Source organism: Enterobacter sp. PTB, from assembly GCF_051130085.1.
Lineage (GTDB): Bacteria > Pseudomonadota > Gammaproteobacteria > Enterobacterales > Enterobacteriaceae > Enterobacter > Enterobacter ludwigii.
Genome location: NZ_JBDKEE010000043.1, coordinates 1 through 18,358, shown reverse-complemented (window position 1 = coordinate 18,358; position 18,358 = coordinate 1). Strand labels below are relative to the sequence as shown.

General features: G+C 52.4%; 29 protein-coding genes and 4 pseudogenes. 12 read left to right on the top strand and 21 right to left on the bottom strand.

Going from position 1 to position 18,358, the window contains the following annotated elements; translation table 11 throughout:
• Positions 1–312: 312 nt before the first annotated feature.
• From AAIR21_RS26150 to AAIR21_RS26060, 19 genes and pseudogenes are all read right to left on the bottom strand, one after another.
• Positions 313–549, bottom strand: a complete 237-nt coding sequence (locus AAIR21_RS26150) for a hypothetical protein (protein WP_434682605.1) — start codon at positions 547–549, stop codon at positions 313–315.
• A gap of 11 nt (positions 550–560) precedes the next feature.
• Positions 561–1,409 (bottom strand): DUF4942 domain-containing protein, encoded by an 849-nt coding sequence (locus AAIR21_RS26145; RefSeq protein WP_333168936.1) that lies wholly within the window; start codon positions 1,407–1,409, stop codon positions 561–563.
• A gap of 107 nt (positions 1,410–1,516) precedes the next feature.
• Positions 1,517–1,693 (bottom strand): hypothetical protein, encoded by a 177-nt coding sequence (locus AAIR21_RS26140; RefSeq protein ID WP_333169106.1) that lies wholly within the window; start codon positions 1,691–1,693, stop codon positions 1,517–1,519.
• 29 nt (positions 1,694–1,722) lie between these two features.
• Positions 1,723–2,259, bottom strand: a complete 537-nt coding sequence (locus AAIR21_RS26135) for a DUF5983 family protein (protein ID WP_333168937.1) — start codon at positions 2,257–2,259, stop codon at positions 1,723–1,725.
• Positions 2,201–2,577 (bottom strand): annotated as a pseudogene (locus AAIR21_RS26130) (TA system toxin CbtA family protein). Before AAIR21_RS26130 ends, AAIR21_RS26135 begins: the two are co-directional and overlap by 59 nt.
• A 98-nt stretch (positions 2,578–2,675) precedes the next feature.
• Complete coding sequence (locus AAIR21_RS26125; protein ID WP_333168938.1) at positions 2,676–3,050, bottom strand: TA system toxin CbtA family protein; 375 nt, start codon at positions 3,048–3,050, stop codon at positions 2,676–2,678.
• 51 nt (positions 3,051–3,101) lie between these two features.
• Positions 3,102–3,461 (bottom strand): type IV toxin-antitoxin system YeeU family antitoxin, encoded by a 360-nt coding sequence (locus tag AAIR21_RS26120; protein WP_333168939.1) that lies wholly within the window; start codon positions 3,459–3,461, stop codon positions 3,102–3,104.
• A gap of 22 nt (positions 3,462–3,483) precedes the next feature.
• Entirely contained in the window at positions 3,484–3,705 is a 222-nt protein-coding gene (locus AAIR21_RS26115) for a DUF987 domain-containing protein (protein ID WP_025206348.1), read from the bottom strand.
• Positions 3,706–3,718: 13 nt separating this feature from the next.
• Positions 3,719–4,198 carry a RadC family protein gene (gene radC / locus AAIR21_RS26110; protein ID WP_333168940.1) on the bottom strand — a complete coding sequence of 160 codons (480 nt, stop codon included), beginning with the start codon at positions 4,196–4,198 and terminating at the stop codon, positions 3,719–3,721.
• Between the two features lie 11 nt (positions 4,199–4,209).
• Positions 4,210–4,674, bottom strand: a complete 465-nt coding sequence (locus tag AAIR21_RS26105; RefSeq protein ID WP_333168941.1) for an antirestriction protein — start codon at positions 4,672–4,674, stop codon at positions 4,210–4,212.
• A gap of 76 nt (positions 4,675–4,750) precedes the next feature.
• Positions 4,751–5,011 (bottom strand): hypothetical protein, encoded by a 261-nt coding sequence (locus AAIR21_RS26100; protein ID WP_333168942.1) that lies wholly within the window; start codon positions 5,009–5,011, stop codon positions 4,751–4,753.
• Positions 5,011–5,774, bottom strand: a pseudogene (locus tag AAIR21_RS26095) (DUF932 domain-containing protein). The gene AAIR21_RS26100 and the pseudogene AAIR21_RS26095 overlap by 1 nt, the downstream one beginning before the upstream one ends.
• Before the next feature lie 254 nt (positions 5,775–6,028).
• Positions 6,029–6,391: a hypothetical protein gene (locus tag AAIR21_RS26090; protein WP_333168943.1), complete on the bottom strand. Its 363-nt coding sequence runs from the start codon at positions 6,389–6,391 to the stop codon at positions 6,029–6,031.
• 35 nt (positions 6,392–6,426) lie between these two features.
• On the bottom strand, positions 6,427–6,867 hold the full coding sequence (locus AAIR21_RS26085; RefSeq protein WP_333168944.1) for a hypothetical protein: 441 nt from the start codon (positions 6,865–6,867) through the stop codon (positions 6,427–6,429).
• 8 nt (positions 6,868–6,875) lie between these two features.
• Entirely contained in the window at positions 6,876–7,562 is a 687-nt protein-coding gene (locus tag AAIR21_RS26080) for a WYL domain-containing protein (RefSeq protein WP_333168945.1), read from the bottom strand.
• 20 nt (positions 7,563–7,582) lie between these two features.
• Complete coding sequence (locus AAIR21_RS26075; protein WP_333168946.1) at positions 7,583–8,320, bottom strand: DUF3944 domain-containing protein; 738 nt, start codon at positions 8,318–8,320, stop codon at positions 7,583–7,585.
• A 141-nt stretch (positions 8,321–8,461) separates the two neighbouring features.
• Complete coding sequence (locus AAIR21_RS26070; protein ID WP_333168947.1) at positions 8,462–9,040, bottom strand: hypothetical protein; 579 nt, start codon at positions 9,038–9,040, stop codon at positions 8,462–8,464.
• Between the two features lie 133 nt (positions 9,041–9,173).
• Positions 9,174–9,638 carry a hypothetical protein gene (locus AAIR21_RS26065; RefSeq protein ID WP_434682603.1) on the bottom strand — a complete coding sequence of 155 codons (465 nt, stop codon included), beginning with the start codon at positions 9,636–9,638 and terminating at the stop codon, positions 9,174–9,176.
• Positions 9,607–10,161 (bottom strand): hypothetical protein, encoded by a 555-nt coding sequence (locus tag AAIR21_RS26060; RefSeq protein WP_434682602.1) that lies wholly within the window; start codon positions 10,159–10,161, stop codon positions 9,607–9,609. The genes AAIR21_RS26065 and AAIR21_RS26060 overlap by 32 nt, the downstream gene beginning before the upstream one ends.
• A 786-nt stretch (positions 10,162–10,947) precedes the next feature.
• On the opposite strand from AAIR21_RS26060, the gene AAIR21_RS26055 reads away from it, so the two are divergent.
• Positions 10,948–11,541 (top strand): hypothetical protein, encoded by a 594-nt coding sequence (locus AAIR21_RS26055; RefSeq protein WP_333168949.1) that lies wholly within the window; start codon positions 10,948–10,950, stop codon positions 11,539–11,541.
• A 42-nt stretch (positions 11,542–11,583) separates the two neighbouring features.
• On the opposite strand, the gene AAIR21_RS26050 is transcribed toward AAIR21_RS26055, so the two are convergent.
• Positions 11,584–11,904, bottom strand: coding sequence for a hypothetical protein (locus tag AAIR21_RS26050; RefSeq protein ID WP_025206337.1), 321 nt, complete (start codon positions 11,902–11,904; stop codon positions 11,584–11,586).
• Between the two features lie 725 nt (positions 11,905–12,629).
• Between AAIR21_RS26050 and AAIR21_RS26045 the strand changes: the two genes are divergently transcribed.
• The 4 genes from AAIR21_RS26045 to AAIR21_RS26030 all read left to right on the top strand — a co-directional run bounded on the left by AAIR21_RS26045 (position 12,630) and on the right by AAIR21_RS26030 (position 14,600).
• The gene (locus tag AAIR21_RS26045) at positions 12,630–12,881 is read left to right on the top strand and encodes a helix-turn-helix transcriptional regulator (protein ID WP_333168950.1); all 252 of its coding nucleotides are present in this window, start codon (positions 12,630–12,632) and stop codon (positions 12,879–12,881) included.
• 271 nt (positions 12,882–13,152) lie between these two features.
• Positions 13,153–13,575 (top strand): putative zinc ribbon protein, encoded by a 423-nt coding sequence (locus AAIR21_RS26040; protein ID WP_333168951.1) that lies wholly within the window; start codon positions 13,153–13,155, stop codon positions 13,573–13,575.
• Positions 13,563–13,982: a putative zinc ribbon protein gene (locus tag AAIR21_RS26035; RefSeq protein WP_025206333.1), complete on the top strand. Its 420-nt coding sequence runs from the start codon at positions 13,563–13,565 to the stop codon at positions 13,980–13,982. The genes AAIR21_RS26040 and AAIR21_RS26035 overlap by 13 nt, the downstream gene beginning before the upstream one ends.
• Before the next feature lie 69 nt (positions 13,983–14,051).
• Positions 14,052–14,600, top strand: a complete 549-nt coding sequence (locus AAIR21_RS26030; RefSeq protein ID WP_025206332.1) for a YagK/YfjJ domain-containing protein — start codon at positions 14,052–14,054, stop codon at positions 14,598–14,600.
• Between the two features lie 80 nt (positions 14,601–14,680).
• Here the strand turns inward: AAIR21_RS26030 and AAIR21_RS26025 are convergent, their stop codons facing one another.
• Positions 14,681–14,884 carry an ECs_2282 family putative zinc-binding protein gene (locus AAIR21_RS26025; protein WP_333168952.1) on the bottom strand — a complete coding sequence of 68 codons (204 nt, stop codon included), beginning with the start codon at positions 14,882–14,884 and terminating at the stop codon, positions 14,681–14,683.
• Between the two features lie 492 nt (positions 14,885–15,376).
• Between AAIR21_RS26025 and AAIR21_RS26020 the strand changes: the two genes are divergently transcribed.
• The 7 genes and pseudogenes from AAIR21_RS26020 to AAIR21_RS25990 form a co-directional block, all read left to right on the top strand.
• The gene (locus AAIR21_RS26020; protein ID WP_333168953.1) at positions 15,377–15,616 is read left to right on the top strand and encodes an ANR family transcriptional regulator; all 240 of its coding nucleotides are present in this window, start codon (positions 15,377–15,379) and stop codon (positions 15,614–15,616) included.
• Between the two features lie 22 nt (positions 15,617–15,638).
• Positions 15,639–16,148 (top strand): DUF4232 domain-containing protein, encoded by a 510-nt coding sequence (locus AAIR21_RS26015; RefSeq protein ID WP_333168954.1) that lies wholly within the window; start codon positions 15,639–15,641, stop codon positions 16,146–16,148.
• A 154-nt stretch (positions 16,149–16,302) separates the two neighbouring features.
• Complete coding sequence (locus AAIR21_RS26010) at positions 16,303–16,497, top strand: hypothetical protein (RefSeq protein WP_333168955.1); 195 nt, start codon at positions 16,303–16,305, stop codon at positions 16,495–16,497.
• Positions 16,498–16,662: 165 nt separating this feature from the next.
• Positions 16,663–17,277, top strand: a complete 615-nt coding sequence (locus AAIR21_RS26005) for an SDR family NAD(P)-dependent oxidoreductase (RefSeq protein WP_333168956.1) — start codon at positions 16,663–16,665, stop codon at positions 17,275–17,277.
• On the top strand, positions 17,231–17,650 hold the full coding sequence (gene tnpA / locus AAIR21_RS26000; protein WP_434682600.1) for an IS66-like element accessory protein TnpA: 420 nt from the start codon (positions 17,231–17,233) through the stop codon (positions 17,648–17,650). Before AAIR21_RS26005 ends, tnpA begins: the two co-directional genes overlap by 47 nt.
• Positions 17,647–17,739: pseudogene (locus tag AAIR21_RS25995) on the top strand (IS66 family insertion sequence element accessory protein TnpB); the annotation flags it as partial. The gene tnpA and the pseudogene AAIR21_RS25995, both read left to right, overlap by 4 nt.
• A 42-nt stretch (positions 17,740–17,781) precedes the next feature.
• A pseudogene (locus tag AAIR21_RS25990) lies at positions 17,782–18,120 on the top strand (IS66 family transposase); the annotation flags it as partial.
• Positions 18,121–18,358: the final 238 nt, after the last annotated feature.

Below are 18,358 nucleotides of genomic sequence, written 5' to 3'. Positions count from 1 at the left end.
CAGGCATCAATTAAAAGAACCCCGTACCGTATGGTGCGGGGTTTTTTGCTTTGGGGCGCGAAATACACATCTGAATACCCCAAAGAGTGCCGCCAGACAAGGCGAAGCCACGATACGGTAACCCCAAACCCCATCATCTCCCTTCAGGATCCCCCAAACACTTCAGATCAGTACGGAATTTAGCGTGCACAGGACCACTTTAAGCGCCATGAAATACTGCAAGAACAGGTTTACGAGGATGTGACCAGAGAGTGGTTACAGGAGAGTTTATCAGACGCAGAAAAGCAAAAACCCAGCCATAGGCTGGGTTCTTTAAATAGTGGTGCCCGGACTCGGAATAGATTTTGTCTTGCAATTGCATTGATAAATATGGTTTTTATCTTGTTCCATAAACTTTGAAGCCCCCATTAAGGCCCCCTTCTGCAAAGCGCCAAAATTTGATGGTTGAACGGGAACTTTTACATCCATCTGAATTCTATTTGATGGCAAGGTGTAGTGTTCTGCTACGGAATCGCAGTGAGCACCATCAGTATTTGAAAATGATACCATAATCAGCCTCCTCAGTGTTTAGTTGGCAATGCCCCCGGATAGTGCCGGGCAATGATGTCATTCAGTTTATCGACCAGTTCAGGTCTCCTGAACGTGATATGCGCTGTACCCTTCTGAAAGTATTTGATGGCAAACATCTCGTCCTCGTAACGGTTGCTGTGCCGGTTAGCATGGATATGGTCGCCCAACCGGCGGGTAACGTCAGCGCGGTTATCGGGGACAGGTTTACCATCCAGGAGCATCAGCATGCGCTCAAGGTCTGCCAGCCGATCACGTTGCCAGCCCCAGTTAAGCCCGAATCCCCACTGGTCACATTTGACCAGCCCCGTCACGATGACCTTCTTCCCAAATTTACATGGGCTATTGGTCTTAAAGTCCCAGCTTAACCCCCTGAAGACGTTAATGACGCCGCGCTCAAATACCTCACCTTTATTCAGATGCAACTGCTCGAACGTGCACAGGATGTTGGCTTCACTGACGGCAGGTATATCGTCCTTTTCCAGACTGTTGTACCATTGCTCACGGGCCTGGGCGTCCATGAGCGATAGCATCCCGGATTTCTTCATTAAATCCCGCCATATACCGCGATCGAGATTGCGGGTTATGGCTTTCATTGCCGCTTCTCTTTTTTCCATCAACCAGCAGCCGCAGCGGAAATCCTGTTTCATTGCCCAGTCCAGGGCGGTTTTTCCGCCGATGCTGCGGGTCAGTGCAGAGATATCGTCGAGTTGCTGTATCAGCGTTTCAATTTGCGCCAGAGCCGCGTTGCGTCCGGTGACGATGCGCTCAATGCTAGTGGAACAAATTACATCGGTGTGATCGGTTAATACTTTGGGGTCAGTGAGGGTAAGGTCTGACATTTTGATTTCCTTTATATAAAGCAAAGCGCCAGCCGGTAAGGGCTGGCGCTTATAGGTGTGTGGTGAGTATGGTTCGGTGGCTGACTGGTTCTGGTCTGTTGCAGAAGCTAAAGATGGCGGAGATTACGAACATCGTTTCGCGCCTGCTCAATCCAGGGCAACAGCACTGCTGAATCCGTATTGCCCTCGTCGTTATCTAAGGTAATCCCGCTGCCACATTCAATGTTGTCCTGAAGCCAGTCAATCAGAATAGTGAGAGCGGCTTCAGTGGTTAATTCTGATATGTATTCTCCTGGTGGTGATTGATGCCAGGTTACCAGTCGAAGGTCTCAAAACCTGGCAACAATTCACCAAAGGCATCGAGGTGAATGATCCCCAACTGGTAGCGACGCATAAGGATGACAATCAACCGGCGACCCGCTTTCGACAGTCCACGCCGTTTCAGTTGCAGTATCGGAAAAGCCCACGCATCCAGGCGAATGAGATAGCCCGATCCCGTGTAGCCGACCCATTCAAAGTCAAGTACCTGTCGTGATAACTGATGCAGCAGATCGTTATCCTCGCGGGTGATATGTGCGGTACTGCATAGAATGCCGTTGTAGCGGGCGCTGACGGGAAGCGGATCTTCCACAACCAGCTTTCCGGGAGTATCAGCAATACGAAGTGAATACCCGTTATCGCAGACCACATTGATCAGGTCGTCCAGCCTAATCCCGTCAATATCCACGGCGATCCGGCCCGGATTCAGGGCCAGAATGTTAATGGTATCCGCTTCCACGGTGAGGCGAGTTTCATGGCTGCACCTCGCGGTATTTGCCGGTGGTGATGTCAGTAACGGCCCTGTAGCCATGACGGACCATCAGCCCGGCCGCCTTCCGGGCCCGCAGGATATCGATGTTGCCGATAAGCGGTGACTGTTTTCTGCGCTGAAGCCGCGTCTGTCAGTACGGATCAGGTCGTACTTTTCTACGATAAAGCTCACCGCGTCGCACAGTGGGATACCGGCGTCGATATGCTCCTGAATCACGCCATCGTTGCCGAAAGGCGTATCGTTGAGCGTCAGACCATAGTGACGATCCAGCAGGTGGCTCAGAAGCCGCTGCCAGACATCCTCCGGTGGCAGGCGTGGCGAGGCCTCCCGCGTTTGGGATAGTGGCTGGGTTTGCATTGGTTTTACTCCGGTTAATAAATAATTGCCAGACGTCACGACAACGGATACTGGCGCGGCGGATCGCCTGTACCAGACGAAGGTGTGATGGCGGGGCGTTAGCTTCTGGCTAACGACCGGGCGTTGATAATGAGGGTGGTGCGACTGTCTGCCAGACCCACTGCGTTTTGGGTGCTCCGGATATCTGCTGGCGTGAGCCGCGACGAGACGGACAGGAATGATTTTCCCCGATTATCAGTACGTTCCAGATTGTTGTCTTCAGCCATCTCATTCAGGGCATCGAGCAGGGGATCACCAGCGTCAATGCATTCCTGAATGGCATCGTCATCGCCAAATGGCGTATCGTTGAGCGTAAGGCCATAGTGATGGTTCAGCAGGTATGTCAGGAGGCGCTGCCACACGGCAACGGGTGATACATGCGTTAACCGCTCAATCTCAGCGGCCCGTTTTGCGGATACAGGATAAATTTTCATCTCTGGAACCCTTTGTTGATAGGTTAAAATGAGGGGAAGCAGTGTGAAGGTTTACGCGGTTGCTGCAGGTGTGGGGTAAATCGCCATGTACACGTAACCATGTGAGCCGAGGGAGTCGGCCTCACAGGTCAGCCCTTTTACGTAAAGCGTGACACAGTGCTGATGGCGGGGATTGAGCTCACCGGAAACGAGCATCAGCTCCAGTTGTTTGAGCAACACCGGAAACGCCTGATCGAGATGGCGTAAATCCGCGTCGCTTAACTGTCCGGTGATACTGGCTCGGTCGGCCAGGTAGTGCAGCCTGTTGCCCTCCTGCACCAGGCGTGCGCCAAAACACGGGGTAATATCGCGTTTAAGTCCCCACCATGGTTCAGCGATATCGTGGCTGGATGGTCGTGTTTTATTCGACAATTTAGCTCTCCTTAAATTAACGTTAATTGAGCGTGACGCTGCGCAGGATGACATACGGGCCGTTGCGGTCCTGACGGCGTTCAGCGAAGACCGCGAGCACACCGCTGATATCCTGCACCTCCCGCCCGGCGTAGTGGCAGACGCTGCCAGACCATGTGTATTTACCCGTGCAGAAGCGAAACAAGCGGGACTGCGGATACTTGCGGTATATCGCCATTGCCTGACGCTTACTGATAATCTTCATTGCTAATTTCTCCTTAAAGCCAGCCTCTCTCAGAAAACGAGACGACTTCCATACCACCCACCACCAGGTGATCAAGCAGTCGGATATCCACCAGATCCAGCGCCTGCTGCATACGCGTGGTGACCTGACGATCTGCATTGCTGGGCTCAGCGTGCCCTGATGGATGGCAGTGGGCGACAATAATCGCCGCCGCGTTGTGCTTCAGACCGGCCTTAACCACTTCGCGGGGATGAACCTGCGTATGGCTGATGGTGCCGGTGAAGAGCGTTTCGTGAGCAATGAGGCGATGCTGGTTATCGAGGAAGATCGCGGTAAACTCTTCGCGCTCCAGTGAGGCAAGCTGCAGACGCAGCCAGTCGCGGACGGCATGACTTGAGGTAAATGATGCGCCGGGTTCGCGTAGCTGGCGCTCCAGCAGGGTCAGGGCTTCCCTGATGGTTTGCTGGTCGGCAGGGGCTAATTCACGGGCAAACAACGGTAACTGTTGTTCCATCGTCGCATCCCTCAGTCGATGATATGCATAATGGCACTGCATTCCGCGTGACTGAGCGCGTAGTCCCGCAGGTGGTAATAGTGCTCCGTCATGGCGTCACATTCGGTGCGCATGGCGTGGTGGCTGTACGCAATCAGACAGACGGCAATCCCGGCAGCCTCACTGCTGAGCTCTTCGCCGTTACCGTTCATGTTGCTGAACAGCGACCATTTTCCACCGGTATCCGCATTCGCTTCCGGGGCCATAAAGGCGCCGCCGTTGCTCAGGGTGTAAAACTGCCAGATTCCCCCGATGTAGTCCGTGCAGAAGCGGTCCATCCACGCGAAGACAGTGGGTTCAAGGATTATCCACTGCGGTATGCTGCCGAAGTGCTGCGGCCAGAAGCCCACACGCTGTTCGTCCGGTACAGGTGTGGCGGTCAGTGAGGGGGCCTCATAGGCAGATTGCGGACGTAACAGGTTGATGATGTCGGTCATGCCAGTTGTTCCTTTTCGTAACGGTCATAAGCGCACTCCCGCCGGGCGGGAGCGTGTAAGTCGTGTGATTTTTGGGTTACCGGCGGGTGATATCTGCAGGTGGTACGTTCAGATGTAACTGTGGGCAGGATTGTGCACAGCCATCAGCATCGCACCGTGAGGGCCAGATGCCGTCAGCCACAGACAGCCGGCACAGGCTGAGCTCGCCGGGACGGTAGCAGAGATGTCTGCACCATGCGCAGAGGTCATCATCGGAGATGGAACGGCAGCCAGGCTGGTTTTCCAGGTGCACAGGCCAGACAGCCATCTGGCGGGTATTTGCCGGAACGAACGGCATCAGCTCAGTGCCTGCTGCAGTTCTTCGGCCATGACCCACAGCGCACGGTTGAGTTTGATATCGCCATCGATGCCGTTGACTGCACGGGTGTGGGTACGTTTACCCTTTGCGGTACGCCCGCTCAGCCCGCCTTTCAGCAATGACTCCTGAATGCGGTTATAAACGGCCCACAGATCGTCCTGACGATCCTCATAGCGGCGTGGTGTCAGTATCTGTGCTGCGGTCACCGGCTGATGTTCTTCACCAAAACGGTAGGTCAGTGCGGCGTTCGCCAGGGCATGTTGTGCGGGAGCTGATAGTCGAAGTGACTGCATTGCCTCGCGTTTTTCTTCCATCCGATCAAAGACGCCGGGCACCTCATATGCGTCTTCAATCACTTTCCCGGTCACATCGCCACGATGCGGTACACGAATTTCACCGAACGACTGCCCGCAGACGAGCCCGTTGGTGCAGATGGCGCGGAACAATCCTGGAAGTAGCTGATATGGGCTGGAGCCATCGTGGCTGTTTAAAATAATGATTTCAGGCACCTTCTGACCGTTTATCTGGCCCGCCCGGCGCAGGCGAAGAACGTCTGGAATCCTTCACGCTGCAGGTTCTCCAGCAGGGTGATGGTGGGAATAAAAGTGTACTTTTCGCTCCTGGAGTCATGTTTGTCTTCACTGAAGACGCTGGGTACGTAATGGGCCAGTTCGTCGCGGGTTAGCGGACGGTCGCGGCGAACCAGGTTTACCGCACCAAAGCGGGATGCTAATCGGGTCATCTTTCTTATTCCGGAATAATAAAGAAGCCCCGTCCTGTAAAGGACGAGGCTTCTTATGAGTCTGAATGGTCAGGTGCAGCTGAAAATAATGAGAGATATAGTATGGCAAATCCTTCGTAAGGGGAGGGACCATACGGGGGAGGGGTTTATATATGGCTATTAATACGCAGTATTAATACCTGATTTCTTTGATATACGATTGATACCACAATAGGGGCTGACAACTCATTGTCAGACCAGACATCAAGCTGGCATCAGTACTTCATCATCCAGTCACCTTGACTGGTAATGACGTTAATCTCTGCCACACTGCATGGGCCTTTAATGTATACGGCAATCTCTTTCCCGTAGGGCAGCGTTGAAGGTATCAGTGCTACAGGCTTACTACCTGCGTATACCGTGGGCATCTTCTGAATCGGGCAGTTACCTCGGTTAATGACAATATCCTTAATGGTGACGCTATCATTCAGCGACTGAACATGAACACGCTGCTGATGCAGATTCGGGTAATACGGATTTTTAACCTGCTCAAGGCCAATCCTGACCGGGGCCTCTGCGGCGTACAGTAGAGGTGAAATCATTAGTGCCACGGCGAGGGAACTCATTGTTGTTTTCATTATTTTTTCCTTATTTTTGTTGAAGCAATAAAGGCTCACATGCGGGTCAGACATCCTGACTTATCAAACGCAGGCAGGGTCCGGGCGGCATTGCTGAAGATGAACGTCGTGGAGGTCAGGCCGGTCGCCGTTATATGGATACGATGGGATTTTCTGGCTGCATCCCAGAAGGCTTCGAAGTTACTGCCCCCGGCATCAGACAATGTGTCGTTTATCAGAAACGTGTCGCTGTTGTCGGTCTGCGCCTGAATGCTGCGTCCATCATCTCCACCGCTGGTGAGAGTTTTGCCATCGGGTGATGTGTACTGAACGAAGACATTGTCCTCCGGCGAACAGGTCAGCAGCAGCTCAGCGCCATTTTTGTTTTGTATCCGGTATTCCGTCACGCCCTGCACACTGGTGCGGGTCCACATATTGGCGGCTGCGCTGGCCTGTGCTGAAGAAAGCAGCGCCAGTAAAAATGCGATTCTTTTCATGATTATCCTTAATTTTCCGTTTCTGTCAGTATCGTGCGGATATACTGGAAGTGCGGCAGTGAGTGAATGAAATGTGGGTCGGCGGTCAGGGCATCGATGTGTTTTCTGCGCAGAAACTGTCTCGGTGTCAGACAAACATCTGTGATGCTTTCTAAGCGCAGGACATGCATCTGCTGGCGGTATTCACCAACGAGAAACCAGCTGTTTTCGAAATAAATCAGACGGTACGGGGCATACCAGCGGTATTGTTGAGTCTCAACGGTTAAATCCAGCAGAGTGTGGTCCAGAATCGCCTGAGTGATGCGCCAGAAGCCTCCAAACGGGGTGGGTTTATGCCCTGGAGGGGAAAGCCAGACGATATACGGCGACGGGACGGTACTGTCGGTCAGTACCGCAATCAGTTTGTGATCCATTGCCGGAAACAGCTGCTCCATCCGGGTGACCCGGGCAAAATGCAGAATGTCCCGGTTAGTGCGTATACCCTCCTGCGGGTGAGCCAGTGACCAGCTTCCCTGCTGGTACGTCAGCTCCAGACAGCTCAGGCGCTCACGAAAGTCCCGACGAAGGGTACGTTCAGAGATCTGAAACTCTGCAGACAACGTCTTTACCGATAATTTTTCCCCCATCAGCAGGCGACTGATGATGATCGCCAGCCGGGATGCCATGCGATCGTGTTGTTTTTCTTCCGCAGACATAGTGAAGGATTTCCGTGTAGTTACTGTGAGTGGTGCAGATGTTGCTGACGCAGACAAGCGACCAGCAGACAAGCCGGAACGGTGACACGCCGGGCAGGGCCTGTCATATCGGCAATCAACCAGCCGGTGCTAAGTGCAATGCCGACAGGCCCCGCCAGGACAGCGATGGAGCGAGTCAGCGTCAGATAAGTCGCCATCGGCAGCGTACGGCCCAGCACCGCTTTTGCAAGCGTGCTGAGCATGACGGTTGACAGACGATAGGCCGCGAAACCGGAAGCCCGGACGGCAGTACGTACAGCCATTGAAATCAGCGGTGCTGTGGGCATGGTGAGCTCGGTGTCCATACTGTCGGCAAATTCCTGCAATTCTCCGGCTGACATTTCACAGAGGCTTTTTTCAAGCAGCTCCAGCAGCAGGGAAAGCTCAATGGCTTCGGTGGTTTCCTCCTTTCGGTTTTTCACGCCCGTATGGTCACATACATCGCATAACACTTCCCGATACAGCGCGCCTTTTCCGCCTCTGAACATACTGGCTATACTGCTGGCACCGAAGGTCTGGATTTCAGCGGCAATCTCCTGCCAGTAATTACGGTGCGCCGGGTAAAAACGTCTGTAGTTGTCGCTGCCGGACAGCGTTTCCGTCCAGCGCAGGGTCTTATCCTGTGGGGCATGGGTAATGAGGCTGACCAGTAAATCCAGGCCCTCATTCTCGCAACGTCCCAGGAACCGCAGGTCAGTATCTTCGCGATAAACGGCCATGTTCCCTCCATTCAGGTTTGTATCGTCAGGGCAAAAACGATAACAAACCCGACTGCAAGGACGTGGCCGATGTGTCGGGAAAATCAGCGTGTTATACGAGTAATGACGGACAGGTGATGTCCGAACGTTAAATACAGAAGATTATGCTGCGCAGGGTGGAATTGGTGGTGGAATAAACAGGCAGATGGCGAGTTGCCCCGTCAGGCGGGTGACGAGCCAGGCGGCACCACCGTTGATTACCCCGCCCAGTAACGGGAGCAGCAGACTTTCCCTGAGTAACACTTGACTGCTTTTCAGTAGTAATGCGTCGCGAACCACCGTCAGCAGAGCGGTCTCGGCCTGAGGCTGGCTCAGTGCGCGGGTCAGTAACCGGGTGATGATGCCACTGATGGCATCCGAGCAGGCATCCCCGGCCAGCGCGCCCCAGCAAAGCAGGCGTACCCGTGGGTCTGCAGTGTCACGGCCTCCGATGATGGCAACGGCTGCACACAGCCGCATCTGGATGAACAGCGAAGAGCAGATGTCGGCAGTGACGGTCAGCGGCAGCAGTGCGCCACCGGTAAGACCACAAGAAAAGCCGGAGCCGCAAGCTTTCAGGGACTCGTACAGCACCAGCGATTCAGCCGCATCAATACGATTCATGCCGTTCTGCAGGTAACTCTCGGCCAGCACTGCGGCAGAGTCCGTGACGGCGGTACCTTCCACCGCCAGGGCATACATCCCGTCAAAGAGATGCTGTAATATAGTAATATCCAGACGATCCTCCTTATCGACAACGCCGGATGGTTGTCGGTAAGGTGATATATATCTGTATTTTTTTTATTTCAGTATGATGAAGAAAGCGTCAGTTAAATCATGATGACAGTGCATAACTGCGGATCTTACGGGCCCTTACAGGATCAAAAGGGGCAGAAAAACGATTCGGCGAAATTGTTTTATTGTTCAATTCGGCATGGGAGATAAAATTAAGTGTGTGGACAGAATAACTTTGCCGGGCAACCTGAAATAGATATTTCTGAAATGATTTTCCTGACGCTTCTTCAAAATATTTCACAGTCACATCATCCAGCTCATTAAAATCCTCCATAACAATGTTCTCATGTTTTTCCTGCGTGTCGAGTATTGTCAGTCCTTTTCTCAGAGTGCTACGTGTCTTGTCATTATATATTTCTGTATTTTTATAATGCTCTGAAAAACCGAAGAAGATGGCAGATCCCGTCCCCTTTGTCACATCCACCCAGAGATCTAAAAAGTTGGTCACCCGCATAGCGTTAGAATGAGTATTCTCATAATACAAGTTGAGATGAATGTAGGGCATGCCTGTTGAATCCTTCATGAAGCACCAGAAATAACCTTTCTTGTCTTTGAGGCAAACGCGCTGTCGCATATTGTTCAGCAACCTGTTCATGTAATCTAGAAAGGAGTGCACAGCGTTCCTTTACTTTCAGAGTGTTTAATGCATCCGGCATCAGTGTTGTCTGCAGGATATTTAATGAAAAACGTAACGAATGAGTATCAGGGTAAAGGTTGATTAACCTGGCATGCTGACCCGTGAGTTTTTTAAGGAATTGTTCTTTTTTATATAAAATGGGGGAGGTTAATGCCTTCGCTGTATTTATCATCTTCACCCTATTGTCAAAATCCACTTCATCAGAAGAATATCCGAGGAGACAGTTTAATTCCTGAAAATAAACACGTTCGGAATATGATCGGCTGTCAAAGAAATCCATGCAATAAATGCGTTCCAGCTTTTTTATTGAACCGAGGGTCTGCTTTTTATTTACGGGCTTCATTAGCCCGGCCTTGTTCAGAAATACAAAATCGAAATCTCTTTTTAACATCGATGCGCCCATCCGCAAAAACATACAAGATAAAGAAAAATCAAGATACAAATTAGTATAAGATGTACTAATATTTAGTCAACAGTCTCTGCATAATCAGGCATGGGTAGCTGGCAGCCTGGGCGTTTAAGCACAGAGTGAGCCTTGCATGCCGGGAGGCGGTCTCGCATACATATGACGGCAGCTCATTGTTCCGAGTTGTGGTGGAGATATATCAGGTGGGTTATGCAATAAACCGCAATGAGGCCGGTTAAACATCCTGCACCGTAATTTCTGTTCCGCTTCGCATCATATACAGAGCTGCTTCACCTGCTCGCGATAACGCCCACGGCCCTCGCAACATATCAAACTCCCGGTTTCATCATTATCGCCTGCTTAATATCACGGATACCGTCAGTTGAATGGTTCTGCTCCTCAGCCTGCGTATTAAGAGGGCCGGAATGCTTTTACAGGGCTGATAATCTCCGGCCTCGTTTATCACACTGTTCCCCTTTTAATGAGTAAAATTAATTTGGGTTATTAATATAATTAATAGAATAATTTTCTTAATAAACAGACTGACTCATGGCCCCGCCAGTGGGCTTCTCAACAGGTAAATCATAAAAAATATCACTTCAGTAGAGCCATTCTTGTCCTGTAGCTTAGTAAGCTCTCCGTTTAGCGTAATTATCATCCCCCTCTGTAAAGTTATACATAACTCACCAATATTACACCTTGTGGTCTGAGATATACCTGATGAAATAAATGTCACTTGGCCAGTAATTGATGTGATGAGATATAACCACAATGATTAACCTTCCTGTCATTCCTCACTACACGATGGATTGGTATTTACTTTCGAACATTACCTACCATACCGATATGATGATTAACCGGTATTCCTGTCTGTATGCATTACGCATTGACTTATTTTACCGTAAAGACACTTGTAGATATCTCAGCAGTAATATCCAGTCTATGGAATTCGAGGTCCGCTTATTAATAGCGAAGATGGATAAGTACCCTGCCGTGGTCGGATATTTCTGCGTGATGGAGTGGACTCTGGACCATCGTTTTCATGTGCATGCTGTTTTATGGCTTGACGGGCATATCACTCAGAAGCCTTTTGTCTGGGCTGAAAAAGCGAGAGCCGCATGGCAGGAGATTACTCAGGACGAGGGGAAATTATACCGCTGCGAGAAAAAAGAGGCTTATTCAGCAGACGTAAGCATTCCGGTCCGATACAACGATGCAGCGAGCATCGTTAACATTCGCTATATCCTGAGCTATCTTGCGAAGGTAGAGCAAAAAGAGGGGCTTTGTTGGCATTACTGTAACGAGGTTCCGGCCCGACCTTCTATTGGTCGTCCCAGACGACCTGTCGCCAGTTCATGCAGGTAAGGAAGATAGTAGGGTAATGTCCCTGCTAAACCCGAAAAACACTCAGAATGCATCCCGCTGTTGTTGCGTCGTACAACGCTTGAAAGAGCTGAGTGCATTGCTGAGCTCAGTGCGTTTTGAAAACAATAGCTTCGCATAGTCAGCAGGGCTGATGTGAGCATCAACGGTGCGGGTGACGGGTTCGTCATCCTCTTTGAGCGTGACTGAATCATAGCCGTAGTAGCGCACGCCGATACGGTACGCGGAAAGCATCGCTAACTGATCTGATTCGGAGTAGCGATTAAGAAAGTCCTGCATTTCAGGGATGCCGGTGATATGCGGCAGTATATCCAGTGTTTCCTGAATTAAATCGTCAATGTGCATTGCCTGTGTCCTGGAGATAAAGGGATCACAGAGATGGAGCCATTTCTGTTAGCTTCAAGCTATTGCATAGAAAATTTACCGGAATGACGGACCTTAAATGACCAGCATCAGAATAACCCGTGGTGATGTGAGATTCCCTTCCCGATGAGAAAGCAAAACAGGTTCGGGAATTCTTTACTCGCTTTCCCAGTGCTTCAGGAGGGGTCCGCTTTACCACATACACGTTACGGAGGCATTATGCTCACCAGAACTACTGTTGCCATAAGCGAGCAGGGGCATTTCATTAGTGCAGAGAGAGCGCCCGGCGATATCCCCCCGGGCCAGTATCGCTGCCTGTATTGCCAGTGTCCCCTGCTCGTTGTGGCGTTGCGCCATACCAGAGCACGTATTTTCTTAATGACCCTTTGCATTTGGCGCCGGAGAGTCTGGATCACTGCCCCGATGCGGATATTCCAGCCAGGCGAGAAAGTCGACATAAGACGTCTGTAGTCTGGTGGCGCTGTTTGCTCTGCCATCGCCATTATTACGTTAATAAACGCCGCTCTGTTTGCCATTCGGGCGACCACAGCACACCGGCGTAGTCTGCTTTCCCCGGGAAGCATGCGGTGGACCAGACCGGTAACTTTTTACACGGTTTCCTTATCCTCTGAGGGATTCCCGGCGTGCCACTGAATTCAACCTCGTCGGGAATCTCCCACCATTAAACACTCAGAGGGAGACAGCGCATGAACACCCACACCGGAATCACACCATCCTTACTCAGCGCAGAAGATCCGCTGATTGATATGACCTTCATCACCACCTGTACTGGCATGACCGACAAGTGGTTCTACCAGCTGATTAGCAACGGTAAATTCCCGAAACCGATTAAATTAGGGCGCAGTTCCCGCTGGTTCAAAAGCGATGTGGAAGCCTGGATGCAGCTGCGCATTGCGGCTTCGCGAGGCACCTGGACATGGAGCGGGAAAGCAGCATGATGCAATGACGCCGTAACATCCCCGTTCGCTGGACATGCCTGGACTGCCGCCGGCAGTACTGTGGCGAGAAACTCTGTGCTTACTGTTCCCGCCTCCTTCGCGCGTCAGCGCACCGGTAACGCAATGACTGAAAGACTGCGAATTTTACCGACCAGACAACCCTATCAATACAACCTGTTAATACTCAACTGACCCGCCTTTCGCACTTGCCACGCTACCCGTACCGGGACGGCTGACGCCTGCGTGTCGTTCGACGGTAAGGACCTGAACGATGTACGCAAAATCATTTATCGCTCTTGACGGTAACGGTCGCCCGATCGGCGCCAGAACCGCACAGACCGCACCTTATGACCACTATACCTGCCATCTCTGCGACAGTGCCCTGCAGTATCACCCTGATTACCAGACCGAACGCCCGTGGTTTGAACACAAGTGCGACTCGCTGACGGAGAATGGGCGACAGCACTGTCCGTATGTCAAGCCGGAAGCGAAAGAGACCCGCCATATCCGACAACTGCAATGTTATGTACCGGATGCCAGTCCGCTGGTTTACCGCGCCGACTGGCACTGTTCTGGTTGCGGCATCGATTACCACGGCGAACGGTACTGCCTGACCTGCCAAACCGGCGAATACAGCCAGCAATATGCTGATGTGACGGGCAGCACACCGGAGGTGACGGTATGCGCATACTGAAATGCTATCTGGCGAATGATGCTTCTGGCCGCTTTGTGACAGCGGATGATGCCGCGAGAGCAGCGGGCGGCGTATGGACCTGTGCGTCCTGTGGCTGCGTGCTGTATCTGCTGACGGGTTCTGGTGAGAAACCCTGGTTTGAACACGACCAGCAGACGGTGGCTGAACATGTGCTGATGAACTGTGCGCATCTGGACCCGGAGGTCAAAGCCGAAGCCCGGCGCCGGAAGCTGCGCCGCATCATCAACGGGCTGGACGTGACGGTGATGTCGCTTGCCTGGTACTGCGTGTGGTGTGGCAGTCATTATCAGGGCGTGAAGTATTGCGCCCGTTGCCTGACCGGCATTTACAGCATCGAAGAGGCTAACTGGCGGATGAATTACTGCTGCAACACGCTACCGGGATAAGCCCTGCTACCCTCCTTCTGTATCAGATAGTTACCGTGTAGCCTGAATCAACAAAAGAGAACCTTCATCGTGAATTATTCTTGTTCTGAGATTGCGGGTGCTGACAGTTGCACCCCTGCCACCATTCGTATGTTTTTACAACAGGCGGTTGACCATTACCCACGGCTTGCGGCATTTAGCTTTACGCTGGTGCTGCCGTTCCACGAGAGCATGACCGATTACCGGTCATTGTTTTTGCGTTTTCATACCGAAGTCTGGCAGCGGACTGGTGCATACTCACGGGAGCGCCAGCAGGCACGCCATAATTCACCGCCAACGCTGCTACGCTGGATATGGGAGTCTGCCAGTACGCCAGCGTGCAGAATGGTGCTGCTGATGAATCTCGATACGCTGGGAAGAGCCCACGATGGAAGCACTCAGCAGGCAATAAGTGAAATACTGAGAGAGGCATGGCTGACGGTTACCGATTCTGAGCATCATGGCCTAACGAATATCACGCCGGTTATCCTTAATCGCCCGGGGCCGGGAACCTTCACAGCGACATTTAACCAGTTAAGATCGCAGGTTCAGGCGATGCTGGCACCTGTAGCGACTGCAAGGACCAGCATCACAGGCTAACGTATGCACTTCCGGGAAGACGGTGAGTTAATTGTGAATACTGGTGAAGAATATCTGATGCCTCAGAAAAGCTTCATCACTTATTCGGGGAGCTTCCCGAGGAGATTTCTGACGAGTATCGTGGCATGTTCACGGGCTTGCTGGATAAGGTCATCTTTATCGACAGTACGCCCGCAGTTAGCACATGTGGTGCCGGTAACATCGGCCACATCGCTGATTTCTGTCCCACAGTGTACGGTGAGATCGTGGTTGCAGCCTGGGCATTTAAATGGAACGTTGCTCATTATTGTTGACCTTGTGATTGAGGGGGGTAGTTGCCAGACCGTAGCAACGACAGCGTCAGTGCTGCAAGGCTCATTTGCTGCCTGTCCCGAAGCAACATTAACCCGTGAAAGTGGTCTGCTCGCAGATGAAAAAACAGGGTTGAACGAAGGGGGCTGAACCACACTGATAACGTTGCCTTATTATTTACATCTGCCTTTCCTGATTACCCGCGTTGCCAGCGTTCTTTCCTGTAGCCTGGCCGGAATACCCATCGGCGATGAATATCTGCCTGCACGACGCGCAGTTCTGGCTGTCAGGAACAACCTGTAACGATCTTTTTTTTGCACGTTATCGTCACCCGGTTTGAGGATCGCTGTCGTTCATGTTCGCGCTTATTCGCGGCGCGTTCACCATCAGGCCCACCTGGATATTCTGGAGAATGACCACTCATACCAGGCCAGAACAGGCAAGGAGCCAGGTTTAACGGTTATCACCAGGACGAGAACATCATCATGACACCACATACCCCTGAACGTCTGCCGGACGGCGGAACCCCGTTCATCCTGAACGCCTCAGCCAGGGCTAAGGCCGCCGCAGAACTGGAACAAAAAGGCAATTATGGCGAAGCTGCCCGATGGTGGCGGATGGCGGCAGAGGCCGCCCGCAATCCACGCCAGCAGCACTGGCAGGAGTCCCGGGCCAGCCTGTGCGAACGCCGTCATCAGGCCCCGCTGTCACAGCCTGAGCGCTAAACCCGTTACCGGAGCGGCATACATGCGACACCTTTTCCCGATACTCGTCACCACCCTGACCGTGCTGTTAACGCCTCTGGTCCGGGCGGACACCATGTCGATACTGCCCTGCGAAGCGTCAGATATTACGGTGCATACCGATGACCATAACGGTCAGTATGACGGAATGTCGCAGAGTGGTACGACCCTGGTGTTACGTAATACTGGCCCCGGTGCCTGCATGCTTCCTCCACGACCGGTCCTGACCTTCAGCGATGCTGCACATCACCCGATGCCCGTTGAACGACGCACCGTCCGGGGCATGAATCCCGGTCCGGTGCTGCCGCCGGTGACTGTGCCTGCCGATGGCGATCTGCAGATACAGCTGAGCCGGGTGTCCAGTGATGCATCTGAAGGTGGAAACTGTATCCGTCCAGCGTTTGTTTCGCTGGACCTGGCTGGCGGAACGCTGACGGTGCCTTTTGACCGCCAGATGTGTGCGGCAAAAGGGAGTGCCGGCTATTACTCTCAGTCGCTGACGGGGATGCCATAAGCGAGCCGGGTATGAAAATCGGTTACCTGTATCCATTGTCATTTTTGCGGTGACCGTGGTCCTGCGGTTATGGTTTTTCCCGGGCGGGTATGCGCAGTCAGGGCAGTGATTTGTAGAGGAAGATAGCGGATATCAATGTTAAGGAATATGAGGAATGGATGAAGTGGATCTGGCCAGCCAGGCCGAACAGATGAGGCTGGAGCATCTGCTTCGCAGCAGAACGCGGGCGTCGCTGCCGATGACCGGACTGTGCCACAATTGCAGTGCTCCCCTGAAGGACGTGCATTTTTGTGATGCGGACTGCCGGGATGATTATGATAAACTGCAGCAGTTTCACCTGCGTCGTTAAAATCTCAGAGCAAATGACCGTGGAATGAACAGCCATCCTCGGCATTTTTAATGCCTGTTGTGCATCAGAACTATGCCTATTTTTCATTTTCTTCATGTCCGTTGCCGTTTATACATTAGCTCCCTCCACCACCGTGGTGGTACAAGGTGATTGACGGGGACAAGAATGAAAAGTTTATCAGGTAAAACAGCACTCGTTACCGGGGCCGGTAGCGGCCTCGGCAGAGAAATCGCGTTATTGATGGCTTCTGGAGGCGCGTTGGTCGGTATTGCGGATCTCAGTCTGGCCTCAGCCGAAAAGGTGGTCCGGGAAATCCAGCTTGCTGGCGGTGAAGCGTTTGCCATTGGCATGGATGTCTCGGACGAGCAGCAGACTCAGGAGGGAATCGACGCGCTGGTGAGTCGTTATGGCAGTCTTGATATTCTGGTATCGAATGCGGGCATACAGATTGTCAGCCCCCTGGATGAATACCCGTTTGCTGACTGGCGGAAGATGATGGCTGTTCATCCTGACGGGGCATTTCTGACCACCCGGGCGGCACTGAAACATATGTATAAAAAACCGCAAGGGGGGACAGTGATTTATATTGGCTCCGTGCATTCGCATGAGGCATCCCGGCTGAAGGCGGCTTATGTGACCGCCAGACATGGGCTGATTGGGCTGGTAAACGTACACCGTGTACCGTCTGGTGATTTTCTGACACATTCGACAAAGTGGCTCCCACCAAATAGTAGTGGGAACCACTTTGTCAGATATCCAGAAAAATGTTGTCGTCGGTAGGCGAAAAGGCTGCCCCAATTACCCTCCTGAATTTAAACAACGCCTGGTGGCCTCGTCCTGCGAATCCGGCATATCCATCTCTAAATTTGCACTGGAGAATGGTATAAACACCAATCTGCTGTTTAAATGGCGCCAACACTGGCGACAGGGAAAACTCCAGTTACCAGCATCATCCAGAGTGGATGTACCCCAGCTACTTCCGATAATGCTGGATGCTGAAACCGAACCGGCAAATCAATCGTCCGCGGCACCTAATGAATCGAAAACCTTCAATCTGTCCTGCGAGATAGCCTTATGGCACGGGACTCTCCGCCTTGATGGCGCCATCAGCGAACAAGTGCTGACGAGGTTGATACAGGAGCTCAAACGATGATCTCATTGCCGACCGGCACAAAAATCTGGCTGGTCGCCGGCATCACCGACATGAGAAACGGCTTCAACGGCCTGGCAGCAAAGGTGCAGATGGCGCTGAAAGACGCTCCGATGTCCGGCCACGTCTTTATCTTCCGGGCGCTCCGCACTGTGCGAGAAAAACATGCCTGTGCAAAATGTGACATTATCGTACAGACCCCGGCACCTTTGCGCCCCATTGAACGGGGTATCGCAGGCCCAGGGTTGCTGGCGCGCGTGTTGACCTCAAAGTATGCAGATCACACCCGACTGTATCGCCAGTCGGAAATTTATGCCCGGCAAGGTGTGGATCTTTGCCGTTCGGTACTGTCTGGCTGAGTAGATGCCTGTTGTCGTCTGCTGTCACGATTGGAAGAAGCCCTTCAGCACTATAAGCTGACCGATGGCAAGCTCCATGCGGATGATAGTGTGACTCGAAGGACGGATCCGGGAAGGTTCCACCCATGCTGTGTCTGAGATGGAAGATGGCCATCCGCATTCGCCTTACAGGAGGAGGATGCAAAACACCTCAGACTGTTGTGGTAAAGAGCCACAGCAGGAAGCGCTGAGGAAAAGGCGGCGAAAAGCCGTCAGGTAGGAGCAGAGAAGATGAACGAGAGTGAACCACTGGACAAGTGTAAGCGTAAAGCCACTGCCGCCTGTGATTCTGGTCCCGGGATCGTTAGGTTAG